16 protein-coding genes and 2 pseudogenes are annotated in these 16196 nt (G+C 47.7%); 9 read left to right on the top strand and 9 right to left on the bottom strand.

Annotated elements, in window-relative coordinates:
- On the top strand, positions 1-434 hold a 434-nt coding region (locus AC5V8P_RS13145), incomplete at its 5' end, for an SGNH/GDSL hydrolase family protein (protein ID WP_495473669.1).
- Positions 435-646: 212 nt separating this feature from the next.
- Here AC5V8P_RS13145 and AC5V8P_RS13140 read toward each other — a convergent pair.
- A complete protein-coding gene (locus tag AC5V8P_RS13140) occupies positions 647-1063 on the bottom strand; it encodes a hypothetical protein (protein ID WP_063209326.1) in 417 nt (138 codons plus the stop codon).
- 164 nt (positions 1064-1227) lie between these two features.
- Between AC5V8P_RS13140 and AC5V8P_RS13135 the strand changes: the two genes are divergently transcribed.
- The 5 genes and pseudogenes from AC5V8P_RS13135 (at position 1228) to AC5V8P_RS13115 (ending at position 6091) form a co-directional block, all read left to right on the top strand.
- On the top strand, positions 1228-3207 hold the full coding sequence (locus tag AC5V8P_RS13135; RefSeq protein WP_064797436.1) for a methyl-accepting chemotaxis protein: 1980 nt from the start codon (positions 1228-1230) through the stop codon (positions 3205-3207).
- A gap of 57 nt (positions 3208-3264) precedes the next feature.
- A complete protein-coding gene (locus AC5V8P_RS13130) occupies positions 3265-3441 on the top strand; it encodes a YjfB family protein (protein WP_064797435.1) in 177 nt (58 codons plus the stop codon).
- A 187-nt stretch (positions 3442-3628) separates the two neighbouring features.
- Positions 3629-4984, top strand: coding sequence for a dipeptidase (locus AC5V8P_RS13125; RefSeq protein WP_064797434.1), 1356 nt, complete (start codon positions 3629-3631; stop codon positions 4982-4984).
- Positions 4985-5203: 219 nt separating this feature from the next.
- Positions 5204-5359: pseudogene (locus AC5V8P_RS13120) on the top strand (putative RNA methyltransferase); the annotation flags it as partial.
- A 132-nt stretch (positions 5360-5491) separates the two neighbouring features.
- Complete coding sequence (locus AC5V8P_RS13115; protein WP_495473670.1) at positions 5492-6091, top strand: methyltransferase domain-containing protein; 600 nt, start codon at positions 5492-5494, stop codon at positions 6089-6091.
- A gap of 73 nt (positions 6092-6164) precedes the next feature.
- Here the strand turns inward: AC5V8P_RS13115 and AC5V8P_RS13110 are convergent, their stop codons facing one another.
- From AC5V8P_RS13110 to AC5V8P_RS13090, 5 genes are all read right to left on the bottom strand, one after another.
- Positions 6165-6599, bottom strand: a complete 435-nt coding sequence (locus AC5V8P_RS13110; RefSeq protein ID WP_064797489.1) for a hypothetical protein — start codon at positions 6597-6599, stop codon at positions 6165-6167.
- Between the two features lie 16 nt (positions 6600-6615).
- Positions 6616-6879: a hypothetical protein gene (locus AC5V8P_RS13105; RefSeq protein ID WP_063209334.1), complete on the bottom strand. Its 264-nt coding sequence runs from the start codon at positions 6877-6879 to the stop codon at positions 6616-6618.
- Positions 6880-6965: 86 nt separating this feature from the next.
- Positions 6966-7457 (bottom strand): hypothetical protein, encoded by a 492-nt coding sequence (locus tag AC5V8P_RS13100; RefSeq protein ID WP_013372771.1) that lies wholly within the window; start codon positions 7455-7457, stop codon positions 6966-6968.
- Between the two features lie 166 nt (positions 7458-7623).
- Entirely contained in the window at positions 7624-8106 is a 483-nt protein-coding gene (locus tag AC5V8P_RS13095) for a hypothetical protein (protein WP_063209336.1), read from the bottom strand.
- Positions 8107-8558: 452 nt separating this feature from the next.
- The gene (locus AC5V8P_RS13090) at positions 8559-8786 is read right to left on the bottom strand and encodes a helix-turn-helix domain-containing protein (protein ID WP_013372773.1); all 228 of its coding nucleotides are present in this window, start codon (positions 8784-8786) and stop codon (positions 8559-8561) included.
- A 307-nt stretch (positions 8787-9093) separates the two neighbouring features.
- Here AC5V8P_RS13090 and efeO point away from each other — a divergent pair, with 307 nt between their 5' ends.
- From efeO to AC5V8P_RS13075, 3 genes are read left to right on the top strand one after another with little or no spacing between them, the layout of a single operon-like run.
- Positions 9094-9972, top strand: coding sequence for an iron uptake system protein EfeO (efeO, locus tag AC5V8P_RS13085; RefSeq protein ID WP_064797432.1), 879 nt, complete (start codon positions 9094-9096; stop codon positions 9970-9972).
- Between the two features lie 4 nt (positions 9973-9976).
- Positions 9977-11341: an iron uptake transporter deferrochelatase/peroxidase subunit gene (gene efeB, locus AC5V8P_RS13080; protein WP_064797431.1), complete on the top strand. Its 1365-nt coding sequence runs from the start codon at positions 9977-9979 to the stop codon at positions 11339-11341.
- Between the two features lie 24 nt (positions 11342-11365).
- Complete coding sequence (locus AC5V8P_RS13075) at positions 11366-13195, top strand: FTR1 family iron permease (protein ID WP_064797430.1); 1830 nt, start codon at positions 11366-11368, stop codon at positions 13193-13195.
- Positions 13196-13283: 88 nt separating this feature from the next.
- Here AC5V8P_RS13075 and AC5V8P_RS13070 read toward each other — a convergent pair whose 3' ends face one another.
- The 3 genes and pseudogenes from AC5V8P_RS13070 to AC5V8P_RS13060 all read right to left on the bottom strand — a co-directional run.
- The gene (locus AC5V8P_RS13070) at positions 13284-14561 is read right to left on the bottom strand and encodes a type III PLP-dependent enzyme (protein WP_064797429.1); all 1278 of its coding nucleotides are present in this window, start codon (positions 14559-14561) and stop codon (positions 13284-13286) included.
- A 90-nt stretch (positions 14562-14651) separates the two neighbouring features.
- Complete coding sequence (locus AC5V8P_RS13065; protein ID WP_064797428.1) at positions 14652-15740, bottom strand: Gfo/Idh/MocA family protein; 1089 nt, start codon at positions 15738-15740, stop codon at positions 14652-14654.
- Positions 15737-16196 (bottom strand): annotated as a pseudogene (locus tag AC5V8P_RS13060) (UDP-glucuronosyltransferase); the annotation flags it as partial. The gene AC5V8P_RS13065 and the pseudogene AC5V8P_RS13060, both read right to left, overlap by 4 nt.

Raw genomic sequence — 16196 nt, 5'->3', positions numbered from 1 at the left:
CCTCCTGGCAGCCGGACGTGGTTGTAGTGAATTTGGGGACTAATGACGGGGGCGCCTTTTATTCTCCAGCATGGACGGATCCAGTAAGTGGGAAAGTGTACAAGCAACGCTTGAATGAGGATGGCACGTTCAATGAAGAGGATGTGCAAGCTTTTGAAAACGCTACCGAACATTTTCTGGTCAAGCTTCGGACCTATAATCCTGCTGCCCATATTGTGTGGGCCTATGGGATGCTTGGTACTCCCATGATGCCAGCGATCTACCGGGCGGTAGACGCGTATAAGAAAAAAACGAAGGATCGGAAGGTGTCGGTGTTCCAACTGCCGAACACAACAGAAGCAACAATAGGATCTCGCAGTCACCCCGGACTCTCCGCCCATACTAAAGCAGCAGATGAGTTGACTGGATATTTGCGAGAAATTTTAAAGAATTAGAATTCGGGAAGCACAATCAACTCTGTAGAATACGCTCATGAGGGAAATTACAAGAACTAGATTTACAATAACCAGTTCATTATCATAGCCACGAGCCAGCGGTAAATGTCTACCCCAGACTCGTGGCTGCTAAGCTTGGAGCCCGTCGACCTGATCATAGGAGACTATGAACAGGCAGCGAACTTTTGATTAGGAATCCTTGTCTGATATATTTACAAAAACGGAGTTGAGGCAATGCCTGTGAACACCTCTGGACCATTACGAACAGTGGTCGATACACCCGAAATATAAGAAGAATATACCGTTTGCATTGCCCAGGGAGCGGATAAGTCCTGTGCATTAAAAGCTTGCGTTTCATTAGCTCCATTCACGCCCAGTACCCCCTCGGCGCGGTAGACTACCTCGTTCGGATCATAGTTGGCTCCACGCACGATTTCCACCGCATACGTATCACCAAGCTCACCAATCAGGCCAATCGAACCACTAAAAGTCACAACCGGACTTGGCACAAGAAAAGTCCGCAGCGTAATCAAACCGAATCGCTCCGGTACAGAACCCAGTTGAATATCGGGGCCCTCACCTGTTTTTGATGAATTGGTGGAGCTTCTCATATCCAGAAAAAAACCCATACCTTATCCCTCCAATTGCAAGATACTGCATGTTATGCAAGCAATTTCTTAGACGTATTGGACAAATTAGCAATAAATCTATCAATCCAGCTCCAAAAAACCGATAGTAAATACATATGGTGTAAGCTTTTGAAATGAATATATAGATAGAAAGCAGGGGTTAGATGAAACAACTGAAACGACTGAAAACATTAACACTACGCAAGAAATTGACAGCAGCTTTCCTGCTGGTCATGCTTGTTCCTAGTATTATTGTGGGCTCTTTCTCATATCAGGCAGCGTATAACCAGACAGACCGCCAATTACTGGACAGTGCGACGTCTAGCGTGACTGCAGCTGATCGCGCTGTTACTCAAACGATTCAAGCCAAAATCGCCGATCTCGAATATTACTCTACAACGTTGACCGCTAGTGACAACAGTGCGGAAGCAGATGATGCCATTCTAAAAAGATTACAAGTATATTTGAAAATGCATGCGGAAGCTGTTGATATGTTTGTAGGAACTCCCGAAGGTAAGCTCATTATTGGCAAAGCTGTAGGCTCCACAAACGATCCTCGTGAGCGTCCGTGGTACAAACAGGCTATGGAGAAACCTGGACAAACCGTGATCAGCCCGGTCGGACTCAATACGGCTAAGGTCCCCGTTGTGTATATTTCACGTACACTTCCCGACAACAGTGGTGTTCTTGGTCTTTCCCTGAACCTGAATAATTTAAAAGAAATTACAAAGTTGAAAATCGGCCAAAACGGCTATATTGTGATATTTGATAGCACCAAACGTATTGTTACCCACCCGACAGAAGTCAGCGGAAGTACCGAAATGGGAGAAAAAATATCACAATTGTTTACTTCCAAAGAGGGCAGCTTTGATTACAATGCTGCTGGTGTAGCTAAACATCTGATTTTCAAAACCAATGCGCTGACAGGCTGGAAAATTGCCGGAACGATGGACAAAACCGAAACTCGTGCCTCAGCTCAACCGATTCTTCTCACGACGATCGTAGTGTTGATAATTTCAGCCATCGTTATTGGTGTGCTCGCAATGTGGCTAATCAACAGTATACTTAAGCCGATCCATAGATTGCGCAATTCTATGGATGCCATTAGCCAAGGTAATTTATCGATTAACGTGGCTACGAACAGTAAAGATGAAATTGGCCAACTATCTAGGTATTTCCAACAAATGGTGGATAACCTGCGTAACATGATTAGAGAAATTCAAGCAATGACAGGTAATTTGTCGGCATCCTCGCAAGAACTGGCCGCAGGTGCAGAACAAACGACCCGTGCCATCGAGCATGTAACTATAGCTATTCAAGATGTGGCCGCAGGCAGCGAACGCCAGTTAGACAGCGCTAAAGATAATCAGGAACGGGTTAGCGGCATGTCTGCTGACATTACAGCTATGACCGAAACTATGGCTGAAATGACCACCTACTCCGCACAAGCTATCCAAGCGTCGGATGCAGGCAGTGAGCATATCGGCAACAGCGTCGTCTCCATCGATGGTATTCGCACTACCGTGGAAGAGCTTGATACGATTATCAGCGCTTTGAGTGACCGATCCGGACGAATCGGAACGATTGTCACCGTCATTACGGAAATCGCGAGCCAGACGAATCTGCTCGCACTGAACGCTTCTATTGAAGCAGCACGTGCAGGAGAGCATGGCAAAGGTTTTGCTGTCGTAGCTACAGAGGTTCGCAAGCTGGCTGAAAACTCAGCTTATTCCGCACAGCAAATTCGCGAACAGATTCAAGGGATACAGAGCGGTGTATCTGAAGCCCTGATCGCTATGGAATCTGCCAAGGAACGTGTAACTGAAGGCATCAATTCTATTGATCTATCCGGTCGCTCCTTCTCACGCATCCGTAGAGCGGTGGTCAAATCGGCGAAACAGCTCGATAACGTGGCCGCTTCTACTGCTGGAGTCGCTAATGGTACGAGTGCAGTCGTTAGCAGCATGGAGGAAATTACTCGCATCGCTGAAGAAGCAGCATCTCATACCGAGACTGTGTCCGCAGCCGCTGAGGAACAGCTCGCCTCCATGGAAGAGATCGGTTCGTCTGCCGCAGATTTGACCCGTCTGGCAGAGCAGCTTCAGGATTTACTGACACAATTCCAATTGGATGAAACAAAATAACCATTCCTACCGATAAATACAGAGAAAGCCAATTTCCAAAATAAAGGAGGATGGAACATGGATATCGCAGCATTATCCACAGGTATGAGTCAGGCCAGCTTGGCTCAAGCCGTAAGTGTGAAGGTAATGGGTATGGCTAAGGATCAGGCCAATGAACAAGGACAAGCTTTGGTACAGATGATGGAAAAAAGCGTACAACCACATCTTGGAGGTCAACTGGACATCCGGGCATAAGTACATCTTATTTATGTTTAAAAGCGATTCTACTCAGGTCTGTACAGGCCCGAGCAGAATCGCTTTTTTATCCCCCTATTTTTCGTTCAGCATAAAACGTAGTAAACTAGACATATCGTCCACGACCTCGGTTCGGAGGATAGCGCATTTTAAACACGATTTACATTTAAAGGAGGATACATAGTTTATGAGTTATACTGAATATTTTGAAAAAGCCAGAGAACAACAACTGGGCGAGCTTCAGGAATGGCTGTCTATTCCGAGTATCTCCGCATTATCCGAGCACAAAAAAGACATTAACCAAGCAGCCGAATGGCTGGCGGCCAAACTGACTGCTGCAGGCTTGGAAAACGTTGAAATCATTCCAACCAAAGGCCACCCGCTAGTGTACGCAGACCATTTGCATGCACCTGGCAAGCCAACCATCCTCGTCTATGGACACTATGATGTACAACCTGTGGACCCGCTTCATCTGTGGGAAACGCCACCGTTTGAGCCCTCCATTCGCGATGGAAAATTGTATGCGCGCGGAGCGACAGACGATAAGGGGCAAGTTTTCTTGCACATCAAGGCGGTTGAGGCCATTTTGAAGCAAGAAGGCAAATTGCCGCTAAACATCAAATTTTGCATTGAAGGCGAGGAAGAAGTGTCCAGCCCGAACCTGCTTGAGTTTTTGCACACCGGCGCTGAACGTCTGGCAGCCGATGCTGTACTAGTGTCTGACACCTCTTTGATCGAAAAAGGAAAGCCTGCGATTTGCACAGGTTTGCGCGGATTATGCTCACTGGAGGTCGCCATCCACACAGCGAACACGGATCTGCATTCCGGCTCCTTCGGTGGCGGTGTGCCGAATGCCCTGCATGCTCTGGTGTCCCTACTGGCAACCCTGCATGACGACAAAGGCCGCGTTAGCGTCGAAGGATTTTATGACGATGTTGCTCCATTATCAGCAGAAATGAAAGCAGAATTTGCGAAACAAGGATTCAATGAGAGCAAGCTGCAACAAGATCTCGCACTCGATTCCCTTTATGGCGAAGAAGGATTCAGCTTCGTTGAACGTGTTGGGGCGCGTCCTACATTGGAGCTGAACGGCGTATATGGCGGCTTCCAGGGTGAAGGTACGAAAACCGTCATTCCCAAGGAAGCTCATGCTAAGATCACCTGTCGCCTGGTAGCTAACCAGAATCCACAAGATATTCTGGACAAAATCGAGCGCCATTTGCGCGCCCACGTTCAGGCAGGAGCTACCCTGGATATTCAACAAGGTGAGAAAGCAAACGCCTTTAACATCGATCCGTCACATGCGTTTTTGCAAGCAGCAGCGGATGCCTTTGAAAAGGTATACGGTGTCCGTGCCCTATTCACCAAGGATGGAGGCTCCATTCCGATTGTGGAAACCTTCTCCCGTGTACTGAGTGCTCCAGTTGTATTGATGGGCTTCGGCTTGCCGGATGAGAACCTGCACGCGCCAAATGAGCATTTTAATTTGGAGAATTTCGACAAGGGTCTGCTGACGATTGTGGAGTTTTTGAAATCTGTGTGAGCACATGACAACTTTTAATGGCTAAGTTACAATAGAGAGGGCGAAAGCCCTTTCTATTTTTTTAGAGGAGCGCTGCACAATATGATTATTCAGTTCATTCGTTTACGGTAATGTGAGGTACAGTTCATGAAAGCTCAACCATTTTTTTAAAAATGGGTAGGGTTTATTTGACTGTGCCTTTTTTCATTCACCAAATACGAATGAACGAGGTGCTTTTCTATGTCCAAATGGAATAAACACGAGGTGAAGGCTAGCCTGATTGGCAAGCATCAACATCTTTTTAGTTGTCCTGTATGCTCTCAGCCCATGCGTATGGTGGAAGGCAAAAGCCTCCTATGTACGAATCAGCATTGTTATGATCTTTCAAAACACGGGTATTTACATTTATCCGCCCGATCTCATAAGACCAAATATGATAAACAGCTATTTACCTCCAGAAGAATGATGTGCAATAACGGATTTTTCGATCCTTTAAATGAAGCCATAAGCTGCACAATGATGAAGTTTATGAAGCCACTGTTCGATCACAAATCACACCTGTACTTGCTGGATGCAGGTTGCGGAGAAGGCTCTCATTCGACCCACATTCAGGATAAGCTTACCGGGAAGGGAATCACCGAGCTTACAAGCGTAGGTATGGACCTGTCTAAGGAAGGTATTGTGGCCGCAGCCAAAGCATATCCCTATTCTCTTTGGTGTGTTGCCGATCTGGCTCATTGCCCATTTGCAAATCAACAATTTGACGCTGTACTCAATATTCTGTCCCCTTCTAATTATGGCGAATTTAAAAGGATTCTTGGGGAGGACGGTTGCATCCTAAAGGTCATTCCCGAACAGCATTACCTTCAGGAATTGAGATGCTTGTATGAACAGAAAAAGCCAGCATATTCAAATGACAATATATTAAGCCGATTTAAAGATAACTTTATTCTTCTATCCGCCGAACGAGTAACCTATCGCTTTATGCTAAATGCCGACCTTGTGGAGCCTTTGCTTCATATGACTCCCTTATCGTGGGGAGCTACGGAAGCCGACTGGCAGCGAATGGAGAAAATAGACTTACCGTATGTCACAGTAGATTTGCTCATCTTATGTGGTAAAAAGTAACATACCAAAAAGCATTCACGGCATGTGATTACACATGCTTCGTGAATGCTTTTTTTTACATGAATGCCATAGCTTAAGAAAAACGAGTATAGCGCAATAGGTGAACCAGCCGATTCAGCCGTTCTATCTCCCGGTCCAGCTCATGCAGCGGCTGTCCGGCCAAAGCAGCGTTCACTCTCCGATCACGTAGCGGGTTTATTTTTCGACCCATGAGTTTGAGCACCGTGGCCTTCCCCATGTTATTCACCACCACATATTGCGTTAGCGGATCAAGCTCAAGCCACAATACATGATGCTCTTGAAAAAACGACAGTAATTGCTTTTTTAACTCCTCCAGCTCATGAGGTTCAGCTGCAATTTGCGGATGATGATGAAAAGCCACATAACCCATCACACGCAGGTTACTTATAATTTGTTCTAAATGAAGTGTTTCGTTTATGTACACATTGCTCGTGCTTATGCGGTTTCTTGCACCATTCGTATAATTTTCCCGGATAACATTCACCACCTGACTATCGTTTATTTCAAGATTGATCTTTTTCCTTTTCCAATAGCTGCACAAGCCAGCAACCTCCAAACAACAATGCTCCTATAGCAAAAAAAACGGTGTACACCGTATATAACGCTGTCAGTTCAAACAAGCTATTGGACCGATTAAACATAATCGCCCACAAGCATAGCAGTAAACTGCTACCATTTTGCTGACGAAAGCGATGCTTGTAAATCCGTTGAATCAAAACAATCAGAAATCCTATCAACAAAATATGATTCAGCAAAATAATCCACACTTCCATCCCTCCCTATTTCACTATAGCGCAATCGGCTTTGAAATGTCAGGACGTATATAAGCCTTATGAACAAAAAAACAACCGGCTTATACGCCAGTTGTTTCCCGTTCCACAAAGTACTTATTGGTCATATAATGAGCCTTGCCTCTGGAAGTATCAACCATTCCCTTTTTGTTGTCGAGAAAAACAATCTCCCGGCATTTGGTGCAGTACCACTTGGTCCGCTTGAAGGGGGATTCTGTTACATACGATGTACCACATTTGCAATCTACTTTAATTAAGGTTTCTGTTGATTTGTAAGCTTGAGACAGCTCTCTTAAGCCAGTATCCGGCTGTTGAATCGGGATAATGACCTCCTGATAGCTTGAATACTGATTGTGCACTTTAAAGTCAGCCACCAGTTCCGCATGCAGTCCAAAGTACTCTTTGCCAATCTCGGTTACAAATTTCTTGCCAATTCTGTAACACTCAAGCCATTCCTGTATCTGTTGATTAGACAAAGGCACTGTGCCCTTGATACCACTATTTAATGTGTAAGTCATGATGTATAAAGTATCATCTTGTCTATGTCCGTACATGAGAAGCCTCCTTATAATACACTTGATAATGTACTACAAAGCGTACAAAACATCAATTTTATTATTTGGCAAAAGATATAGTAGCATTTCCAGGTATAAATTTAATATATTGTGAAAAGTGCATAAAGACACGTGCAAGTCTGTTAGAAAAGCAACTGACAATCTGTCAGTTGCTTTGTCTTTCTACATAATATTTGTTGGTCATGTACCAGGCCTTGCCTGCATTCGTGTCCACCATGCCCTTTTTGCGATCCAGGAATACAATATTGTTGCATTCCTTGCATGACCACTTGGTTCTTTTGTGTGGTGACTCTTCTATATAGGAAGCACCACATTTACATTCTACCTGAATAAATGTTTTATACTGGCTATACGCTTCTACCAGTGGGTCCAAATCTACAGCTTTGCGTTCCATTACAGGCTGTATCATGGATATGTGTTCTCTCTGCTCCGAGTATTCATTATGTACCTTGAAATCTGCTACCAACTCAGGGTTTAAACCAAAATATTGTTTGCCCACAACTGTTACAAATTTGCTGCCAATTCGATATGCCTTAATCCATTCCTGCACCTGTTTACTGGATAGGTCGACGGTTCCCTTTATGCCGCTGTTCAACGTATAAGTCATCAAGTGTTGGTTGGGTATCATACGTCTTATCGTTCACCTCCGATCAAGAATATGCCCCAGGTAGTCCTAGGCAAATGCTAATTCCCACTACCTGAGCAACAAGCTTATACACCTTGCGCGCAAACCCCGATTCATCTTCCATCCTGTCGTCATGCTGATGTTTAGTTCATCCTTAGACTATCACCAGATGCATTTCTATTTAAATACAACTTTGTGGTACAGCTTTCTTTTTCAATTATTCATATGAGCTAGCTGCAAAGCACATGGTATTTTCTTCCTAATCTATATAGTACACCACTTGCACACAAATTCCCACATATTTCAGCGGTTTAATCGTTTTTTCTTCATATATTCACCTTTGCTAGTTTAGATATTTGTGTCAGCTGATTTATTACAAAACAAAAGCCTTCCCGACCATCCTTCATTGTTGAAGGATCATTGAGAAGACTTTGTACCCCGCAAGGAACGAGAGGTCAGATTTTTAATTCGCCAAGCCTGATTAATTCTACGACCGCCTGTGAACGACCTTTTACGTTCAATTTTTGCATCACATTAGAAATATGGTTACGCACCGTCTTCTCACTAATAAATAGTTGTCCGGCGATGTCACGCGTTGTTTTGTCCTGCACGAGCAGTTCAAATACTTCACGTTCACGGTGAGTTAACAAAAACTTGTTTTTCTGGTCGTTACCCTTCGTCAATTTCACCCCTCCTTGCTCGGGTTTTATGTGGTGTAACAAGGTTAAGGGATACAGTCAACACATTTTATGTCATGTGCTCAGGTATGGTTCGATGTGCGGATAAAAATGGGCATAGGCACCTTACTTACAGCTTTAATGATGAGTTGAACTTTGTGTCTAAATTATGTATTGACAGGTATATAGACCAGCCTTATGATAAGAAAAAATGCGACTGATAATCATTATCAAAAAAAGGTAATTCGATATAGAGATCGCGCAATAGACTATGGTTCAGGGCCAGTTTGGCCAGAAAGGGTGTTCATTGATTATGAAACTACGTTATGCCGTGCCGGCCGGAGTGCTGGTCTCTTCTATTCTGTTTGCAGGTTGCGGACAAACTGGAACTGCGGATACGCAGCCCGCTGCGACATCCAAAGATACAGGGGCAACAACACAAACCACAACTGCGGCGGCGACTGCTCCCAATTTTGATCAAGCGGTTGCGGCTTACCGTACCTATGCAACCGAGCAATGCGATACGTTTGTGAAAAAGACGGAAGAATTCACGAACGCAGTCAAAGCTGGCCAGCTGGACAAAGCCAAGTCTTTGTACGCTCCGGCACGTATGTACTATGAACGGATTGAACCCATTGCGGAAGCACTAGGCGATCTGGACCCGAATATTGACGCCCGTGACGGTGATGTGGATGCAGCAGATTGGCGCGGCTTTCACCGTATTGAAAAAACATTATGGGAAGAAAACACGACCAAAGGGTTAAACGAGTATTCCGACCGCCTGCTAAGTGATGCCAAGCTGCTGCGCGCCAAAGTAGAAACAGTTAACATTGATGCCAGCCTGATGGTAACAGGTGCCGTCGAGTTGCTGAACGAAGTATCTACCTCGAAGGTAACAGGTGAAGAGGAACGTTATTCTCATACAGACTTGTACGACTTTGCGGCTAATGTAGAGGGTGCTCAAAAGATTTATGACATTTTGAAAACAGATCTGAACCAAAAAGACGCGGCGTTGGAAAAGCAAATCGGTGAGCGCTTCACAGCCTTACAGCAGGAGCTAGCTCCTTTCAAAGACGGCGAAGGCTATGTATCGTATACAAAACTGAAACCGGAAGAAATTAAAAAACTGAGCCAGAACCTCGATGCCTTGGCAGAACCGTTGTCCCAAATGGGGAAATTGTTAGGAGTGTAATGATATGAAGGGCTTTAAGCGGCAAAAAGGACAAGAAAAGCCGCAATATGCGGAATCCCGTAATAAACAGGCTGATCTGGCAAAAAAGGATGCTCAGCCTGCGGATGATGAACAATCTGGAAAAGGTAAATCCGTATCACGCCGTGATTTATTGAAGCTGGCAGGAGTAGGCGGACTAGGTCTCCTGCTTGGCGGCGGTGGCGTGGGCGCTGTGCTGTCAGCCAGTCAACGCCTCGAAAGCATGATGACAGCGGCAGATACTAAAGATGTGGTCCCTTTTTACGGCAAACATCAGGCTGGCATTGTGACTCCGGCACAAGATTTTATCTGTTTCGCCGCTTTCGATCTAATGACCCGCGACAAGGAACAGGTGCGAAATCTCTTCAAGGCCTGGACGGAAGCAAGTGCGACAATGACTTCTGGTGTGCTGCTTGGTACTGATAATGAAAATCTCAATCTCCCTCCTTCCGATACGGGCGAGGCAGCGGGATTGTCTCCGTCCCGAACGACGATCACTTTTGGTGTGGGTCCATCCTTTTTTGATGGACGCTACGGTCTGGCAGGGCTCAAGCCTGCCGGGTTCCGTGAGCTGCCTCGTTTTCAGGGAGATGCCCTGGAGGAGCAATGGTGCGGCGGTGACATCGGTGTACAGGTATGTGCCAATGACTTGCAGGTCGCTTTCCATGCCCTGCGTAATTTGGCGCGTATCGCCAGAGGCACGGCGGTCCTTCGCTGGACGCAGGAAGGCTTTCAGCGGACAGCACAAGCTGATCCTGCGGGCAGCACCCCGCGTAATTTGCTTGGCTTCAAAGACGGCACGGGTAACCCGGACACGTCCAAGGCAGACGAAATGAATCGGCTGGTGTGGACACAAGCCAATGACGGACCTGCTTGGATGGGCGACGGCAGCTATATGGCTGTACGCCGTATTCGTATGCGGGTAGAGGTATGGGATCGTTCAACTTTAGGCGACCAGGAGAACACCTTTGGACGCCATCGCAGCAGCGGTGCTCCACTGGGCAAGACCAAAGAATTCGACAAGCTGGATCTGGCAGCTACAAATCCGGAAGGCAAACCGCTTACGCCCCCCACCTCTCATGTGGCATTGGCTCATGGGGACGGGAGCATTAATATTTTGCGGAGGTCTTATTCGTATTCAAGCGGATTAGACAAGCAAACAGGACAGCTCGATGCCGGGCTGCTGTTCATCAGCTATCAGCGTGATCTGTTCAAGCAGTTCGTCCACATTCAGGAGAAGCTTGCACGCAATGACAAGCTGAACGAATACATTGTACACAAAGGCAGTGCGGTGTTCGCCTGCTTCCCAGGTGTATCGCAAGGCGGCTACATCGGGGATACGTTATTTTAGGAGCAGGCAAGGAAGGGGATTTATATGAATCGGCGCAATAAAAGCTTGAGGTGGGTGTTTGTGCTGGCGGCGGCGCTGCTGCTGACAGCAACTCCCTTCATATCCGGCTCCGGGTCGGCCGCCTTCGCACAATCAAATGCTAAAGCTGTCTCTAATGAGCAGCTGATGCCTGTGGTCGGCGGAGCACTGGTGGAGGCGGGACAAGCCCAATGGGCGGAAGCCTCCAAGGATTTAAAGGAATTTCGCGGTTTGTGGGAAGCTGCCAAAACCAATGGCGGGGACTCAGCTCATATTGCAGCGGTAGATCAAGCTCTGACTGATGCAGAAGAGGCGCTTGCCCATGGCGGCGGGGATTCAGCGAAAGCTGCGTTATCCGTGTTGGCCCGCTCGGTCAATGAGTACGTAACTGCTGCCGAGGTAGATAAACCAGCTCAGGCCGGAGCCAAAGCAGCGGAAAAGCTGCTTCCTATGGCGAAGGGCAGTCTGGCTGCCATGCAAAAAGGCGATTGGGCTGCTGCGCGGGTGGATTACGACCGAATCGTTAAAGCCTGGTACCAGGTAGAGACACCGATTCGTTCGGACCATTTTTCGGTATATAGCTCGCTTGAAACGAAAATCAGCCTCATTCGCATCTCCATGCAAGCGGAGCCCATACGTCAGGCACAGGCTCTCAAGGAAATGCAGGCGTTAACGACGCTGCTGGCTGATTATAGTCAGGGCAAACTTGTGAACACAGGGCAAGGAGCAAATGCAGGCAATGCTGCTGCCGGAGCGGCGAATGGTTCAACAGCCACTCTGGGCGATGCAGTCACCCTTCTTGAATCTGCACGCCAGGATGTTGTAGCTCATCAGCCAGAGCAAGCGGCAGACAAGGTAGGGCAGTTTATCGCTCTATGGCCTTCCGTCGAAGGACATGTACAAATTTCCGATCCGGCGTCTTACACGGCGATTGAGAATCAAATGACCGAGACGTCCGGATACCTGCTGTCTTCTCCACCGAATACAGATAAAGCCTTGCAGACGCTGGATCAGATGCTGGACAGGCTCCGTCCGTTAACGGCACAACGTTCTTATACTGCCTGGGATGCCGCACTGATTTTGCTGCGCGAGGGCCTAGAGGCCATTCTCGTGCTCGCAGCTTTGCTGGCATATGCCAAAAAAAGCGGCGAAGCCGTAGCTGGACGATGGATATGGGCAGGGGCTGGCACGGGGCTGGTGCTGAGCGGATTTCTGGCGGTGCTGTTCACCTCGCTGGTAGCAGCTGCGGCATCGGGCAGCATGCGTGAGCTGCTGGAAGGTATCACCGGGCTGGTGGCGGTTGTGCTAATGCTAACCGTCGGGAACTGGCTGCATAGCAAGTCCAATGCTGCCGCGTGGAACCACTTTGTAGAAAGCAGCGTAGGCAATGCACTGGCACGGGGCAGTCTGTGGTCTTTATTTGCGGTTTCTGCACTTGCGATTCTACGTGAAGGAGCCGAGACAGCTATTTTTTATATCGGTATGGCTCCAGCCATCGAACCCTCGCAATTGCTGCTCGGTATTGGCTCGGCAATGGGGATATTGGTCGTTCTTGCTTTTGCGATCATCAAATTCAGTGTACGGTTGCCGATTCGCGTCTTTTTCCTGACCGCGACTGTATTGATTTACTATCTCGTCTTCCGATTTTTGGGCGAAAGCATTCATTCGCTTCAGGTGGCCGGCAAGCTTCCAGGGCATACGGCGTCCTCGCTTCCATCCATTAGCTGGTTGGGGATGTATCCAACTTGGGAAACCTTTATCCCACAAGCCCTTGTACTGATCTTTATGGTGTGGCAGCTGGTGCGGCAGGAAATACGCAGCTCCAACTCACGTTAAGTCGATACTACAATACTAAAATGTAAAAAAACGCCAAGTCACTGGTTCGATGGATATCGACTCCTATGATTTTGGCGTTTTTATATATTTACCTTACATTCTCAGGCAACGCAATCATGCGCTGATGGTGCAGCAGGTCTGTGCGATCACCGTGTTCACGAATGACATGCACCTCCCCGCGATAATCGAGCAGTTCTGCCGGAGTAGCATGTCCCAAAAAATATAATGGGCTATAGCTCAATCCATAGGCTCCTGCATTCGGAAAAGCAATATAATCGCCCTCGTGAATCGGAGGCAGCTCCGCTTTTTTCACAATACAATCCTCAGGTGTACATAACGGACCGACAATGCTAACTGTCTCAAGTTCTGTAAGAATCTCTGCTGATTGCCTGCGCATAATACGCACCGGATAATTGTCCCTTATGCGGCGTCCTCGAAAGGTAGCTGCGGCATAGTGATTCATGCCGCCATCAGCCACGACAAACTTCTCTCCCTTGGATTCTTTGGTATACAACGCCCGGCAGACATACATGCCTGATTGAGCGACCAGATACCTGCCGCTTTCGATGATCAGCCTAACTCCCGGTATACGGGATTGGGTCTGTTCCGCAAGTTCGTTGAGTCCGTCAATGACATGATCCATATCCAGCGGCTGTTCATGAGCAAAATAAGGTACACCAAACCCGCCGCCCAAATTGATCGTATGCATCGCCACGCCATACTGAGCCTGCATCCGTTCTGCCAGCTGCAAGGTATTCGCAAATGAAGCCAAAATCTGATCTGCCTTCAGCATTTGCGTACCTGTATATACTTGAATGCCTTGAAAATATACGTGCGGGCAATCTTCCAGCACCTTAAAAAAGTCATCCAGTTGCCCTTCGTCGACTCCAAAAGGGCGCGGAACCCCGCCCATTTTAATCGTTGCCCCCGACAGGTCATTATCGGGATTGATTCGAACCGCGGCCTTGACAAACACGCCCGTTTGGGCGGCAATGTCCTCCAGTAGACGCAGTTCTCTCACCGATTCGACATGAATGCAGCCGATCCCACAGGCTATCGCCTCGCGCAGCTCGGCTACTGTTTTCCCCGGTCCGGCGTACAGCACGTCCTCCGTAGCATACCCGGCTTCCATGGCGACGAATAGTTCTCCAGCCGAAGCAATCTCGACACCGCAACCTAACGAGCGCAGCAACCCGGCCAAGGCTACGTTACCATTAGCCTTGAGCGCGTAATGTACACGCACGGTCGGATGTAATCGGGCCAGCAATGAGCTGACATGTGCATGCAGCGCGTCTCCATCATAATAATAAAAGGGTGTCGGATGCTCGCCGAATCGCTCCAGTAAAATTTCGTCTTTTTGATACATCTGCTGAATCGCCTCCTCTCTTTGCTTGGATACTCCGTATTTTTTCATTATTCGAATTTCGCCGTTTGAAAACCACGATCACGATCATGCTCATACAGCATAGATTGTCTCACCCGAGCGTGCTGCTTTATGAATAGCTGCCAGCAGTCTGACGCGTTCAGCAGCCTCATGAAATGGAATGGGCTCCGTTTCACCACGGATGATGCTGCAGAAGGCATTCAACTGATTGACATAATAGTTCATGGGCTCAAAAACTGTCTTGCTATGCGAAGATGTCTGTGATGACATGGACATTGCCGTGGCATCCGTTATATTCACGGCGATATCGTTCTTCATTTCCGTCTTGAGTGTCATCTTATAAAAGCCTAAATTCGCCCGAAAGCAATCCTTTAAGGTGACTACTGCCGAATCAAAGGTCAGTACATGAGCACAGCAATAAGGGCGCTCAAATGAGAAGAGGGCAGATGCCTTTAGTCCACTCGGGTAACGGGCTTGGGCATGAAATGTCCAGTCACAGCCATGAGGACCAGCGAAATCCGATTGACTGTGAAATTCCGCCTGCTCCAGTCCAACGACAGCCTGAAGAAATTGGAGCCAGTACACACCCAAATCCCAAAAACACCCTCCACCCTGCTCTGGACGGGAGCGGTAATTGTCCACATGCCCTTCTTTTGCCGGAATGCATAAACTCGTCTCTATGGAGCACAAGCGACCATAACGACCCGATTCTACGATTCTGCGCAGCTCACGCTGCCAGGGATGATGCTGCACCATGACTCCCTCCAGCAGATAGGCGTTGCCCTGTTCAACGATAGCTGCCAGGGGAGCTAGATCAGCCGTATTCAGGCATAACGGTTTTTCCACCAGCACGTGCTTATGAGCTTGTAGAGCTCTGCCAATCCACTCAGCATGTAAATCGTTGCTGAGCGCAATATATACAGCGTCGATATCTGGGTCTTTAAGCATATCCTCAGCATGACGATAAACGACCTTGACTCCAAAACGCTCTGCCATTTGTTCCGCCTTGGCAACTGTACGGTTCGCTAACGCAGTCACGCGGGCTCCTGCAACATGTCGGATCGGTTCCAGCAACGCACGAGGGGCTATAGCCGAACAGCCAATGATCCCAAAGCGAATATCTTGCATCGCAGGTTCTTGCGCAGCCGCGGCAGCGTTCATGATCCCTGCTCCATTCCCGGTGAGCCTGCTGATGCGTGGATCTTATTCACATAAGACTCGATATAACGCGGCGTCCGACTGCGCAGCTCTATGATCCTCTGATGCATTTCCTCCAGAATTTGGGCACTACCGCCATAGATCTCAATCCACGTCTCGTAGCGCATACCTAATCCAAGACGTTCCCATAAATCCGCATTATGCTTTTCATGTACACCAAACGGCTCCAGCATAATCAGCGGAGTAGCTGTAGCGAACGAATCAGCCAGGCTGCCGCCGCCAGGCTTGCTGACAATGGCCTGGGCATGACATGCCCGATCTAACATGCAATGGTAATCCGGTCCGACCTGATACATCGTCTCCTCACCCATTTTCACCTCTCCGAAAGGTGGAAATGTATACTCCCCGGCTTCATTTCGCTGCCATGTTCTCCACTGTGGGTCCATTCGAAAATAGCGT

This window comes from Paenibacillus sp. N119s, assembly GCF_059447605.1.
The sequence above is the reverse complement of the archived record's forward strand: the minus strand, read 5'-3'. Positions and strand labels throughout refer to the sequence as shown.

What these genes read in the sequence shown, in the direction of transcription:
- AC5V8P_RS13140 (WP_063209326.1), bottom strand. Translation starts at nt 1,063, where the DNA reads ATGGGTTTTTTTCTGGATATGAGAAGCTCCACCAATTCATCAAAAACA.
- AC5V8P_RS13135 (WP_064797436.1), top strand. Translation starts at nt 1,228, where the DNA reads ATGAAACAACTGAAACGACTGAAAACATTAACACTACGCAAGAAATTG.
- AC5V8P_RS13130 (WP_064797435.1), top strand. Translation starts at nt 3,265, where the DNA reads ATGGATATCGCAGCATTATCCACAGGTATGAGTCAGGCCAGCTTGGCT.
- AC5V8P_RS13125 (WP_064797434.1), top strand. Translation starts at nt 3,629, where the DNA reads ATGAGTTATACTGAATATTTTGAAAAAGCCAGAGAACAACAACTGGGC.
- AC5V8P_RS13115 (WP_495473670.1), top strand. Translation starts at nt 5,492, where the DNA reads ATGAAGCCACTGTTCGATCACAAATCACACCTGTACTTGCTGGATGCA.
- AC5V8P_RS13100 (WP_013372771.1), bottom strand. Translation starts at nt 7,457, where the DNA reads ATGTACGGACATAGACAAGATGATACTTTATACATCATGACTTACACA.
- AC5V8P_RS13095 (WP_063209336.1), bottom strand. Translation starts at nt 8,106, where the DNA reads ATGATACCCAACCAACACTTGATGACTTATACGTTGAACAGCGGCATA.
- efeO (WP_064797432.1), top strand. Translation starts at nt 9,094, where the DNA reads ATGAAACTACGTTATGCCGTGCCGGCCGGAGTGCTGGTCTCTTCTATT.
- efeB (WP_064797431.1), top strand. Translation starts at nt 9,977, where the DNA reads ATGAAGGGCTTTAAGCGGCAAAAAGGACAAGAAAAGCCGCAATATGCG.
- AC5V8P_RS13075 (WP_064797430.1), top strand. Translation starts at nt 11,366, where the DNA reads ATGAATCGGCGCAATAAAAGCTTGAGGTGGGTGTTTGTGCTGGCGGCG.
- AC5V8P_RS13070 (WP_064797429.1), bottom strand. Translation starts at nt 14,561, where the DNA reads ATGTATCAAAAAGACGAAATTTTACTGGAGCGATTCGGCGAGCATCCG.
- AC5V8P_RS13065 (WP_064797428.1), bottom strand. Translation starts at nt 15,740, where the DNA reads ATGAACGCTGCCGCGGCTGCGCAAGAACCTGCGATGCAAGATATTCGC.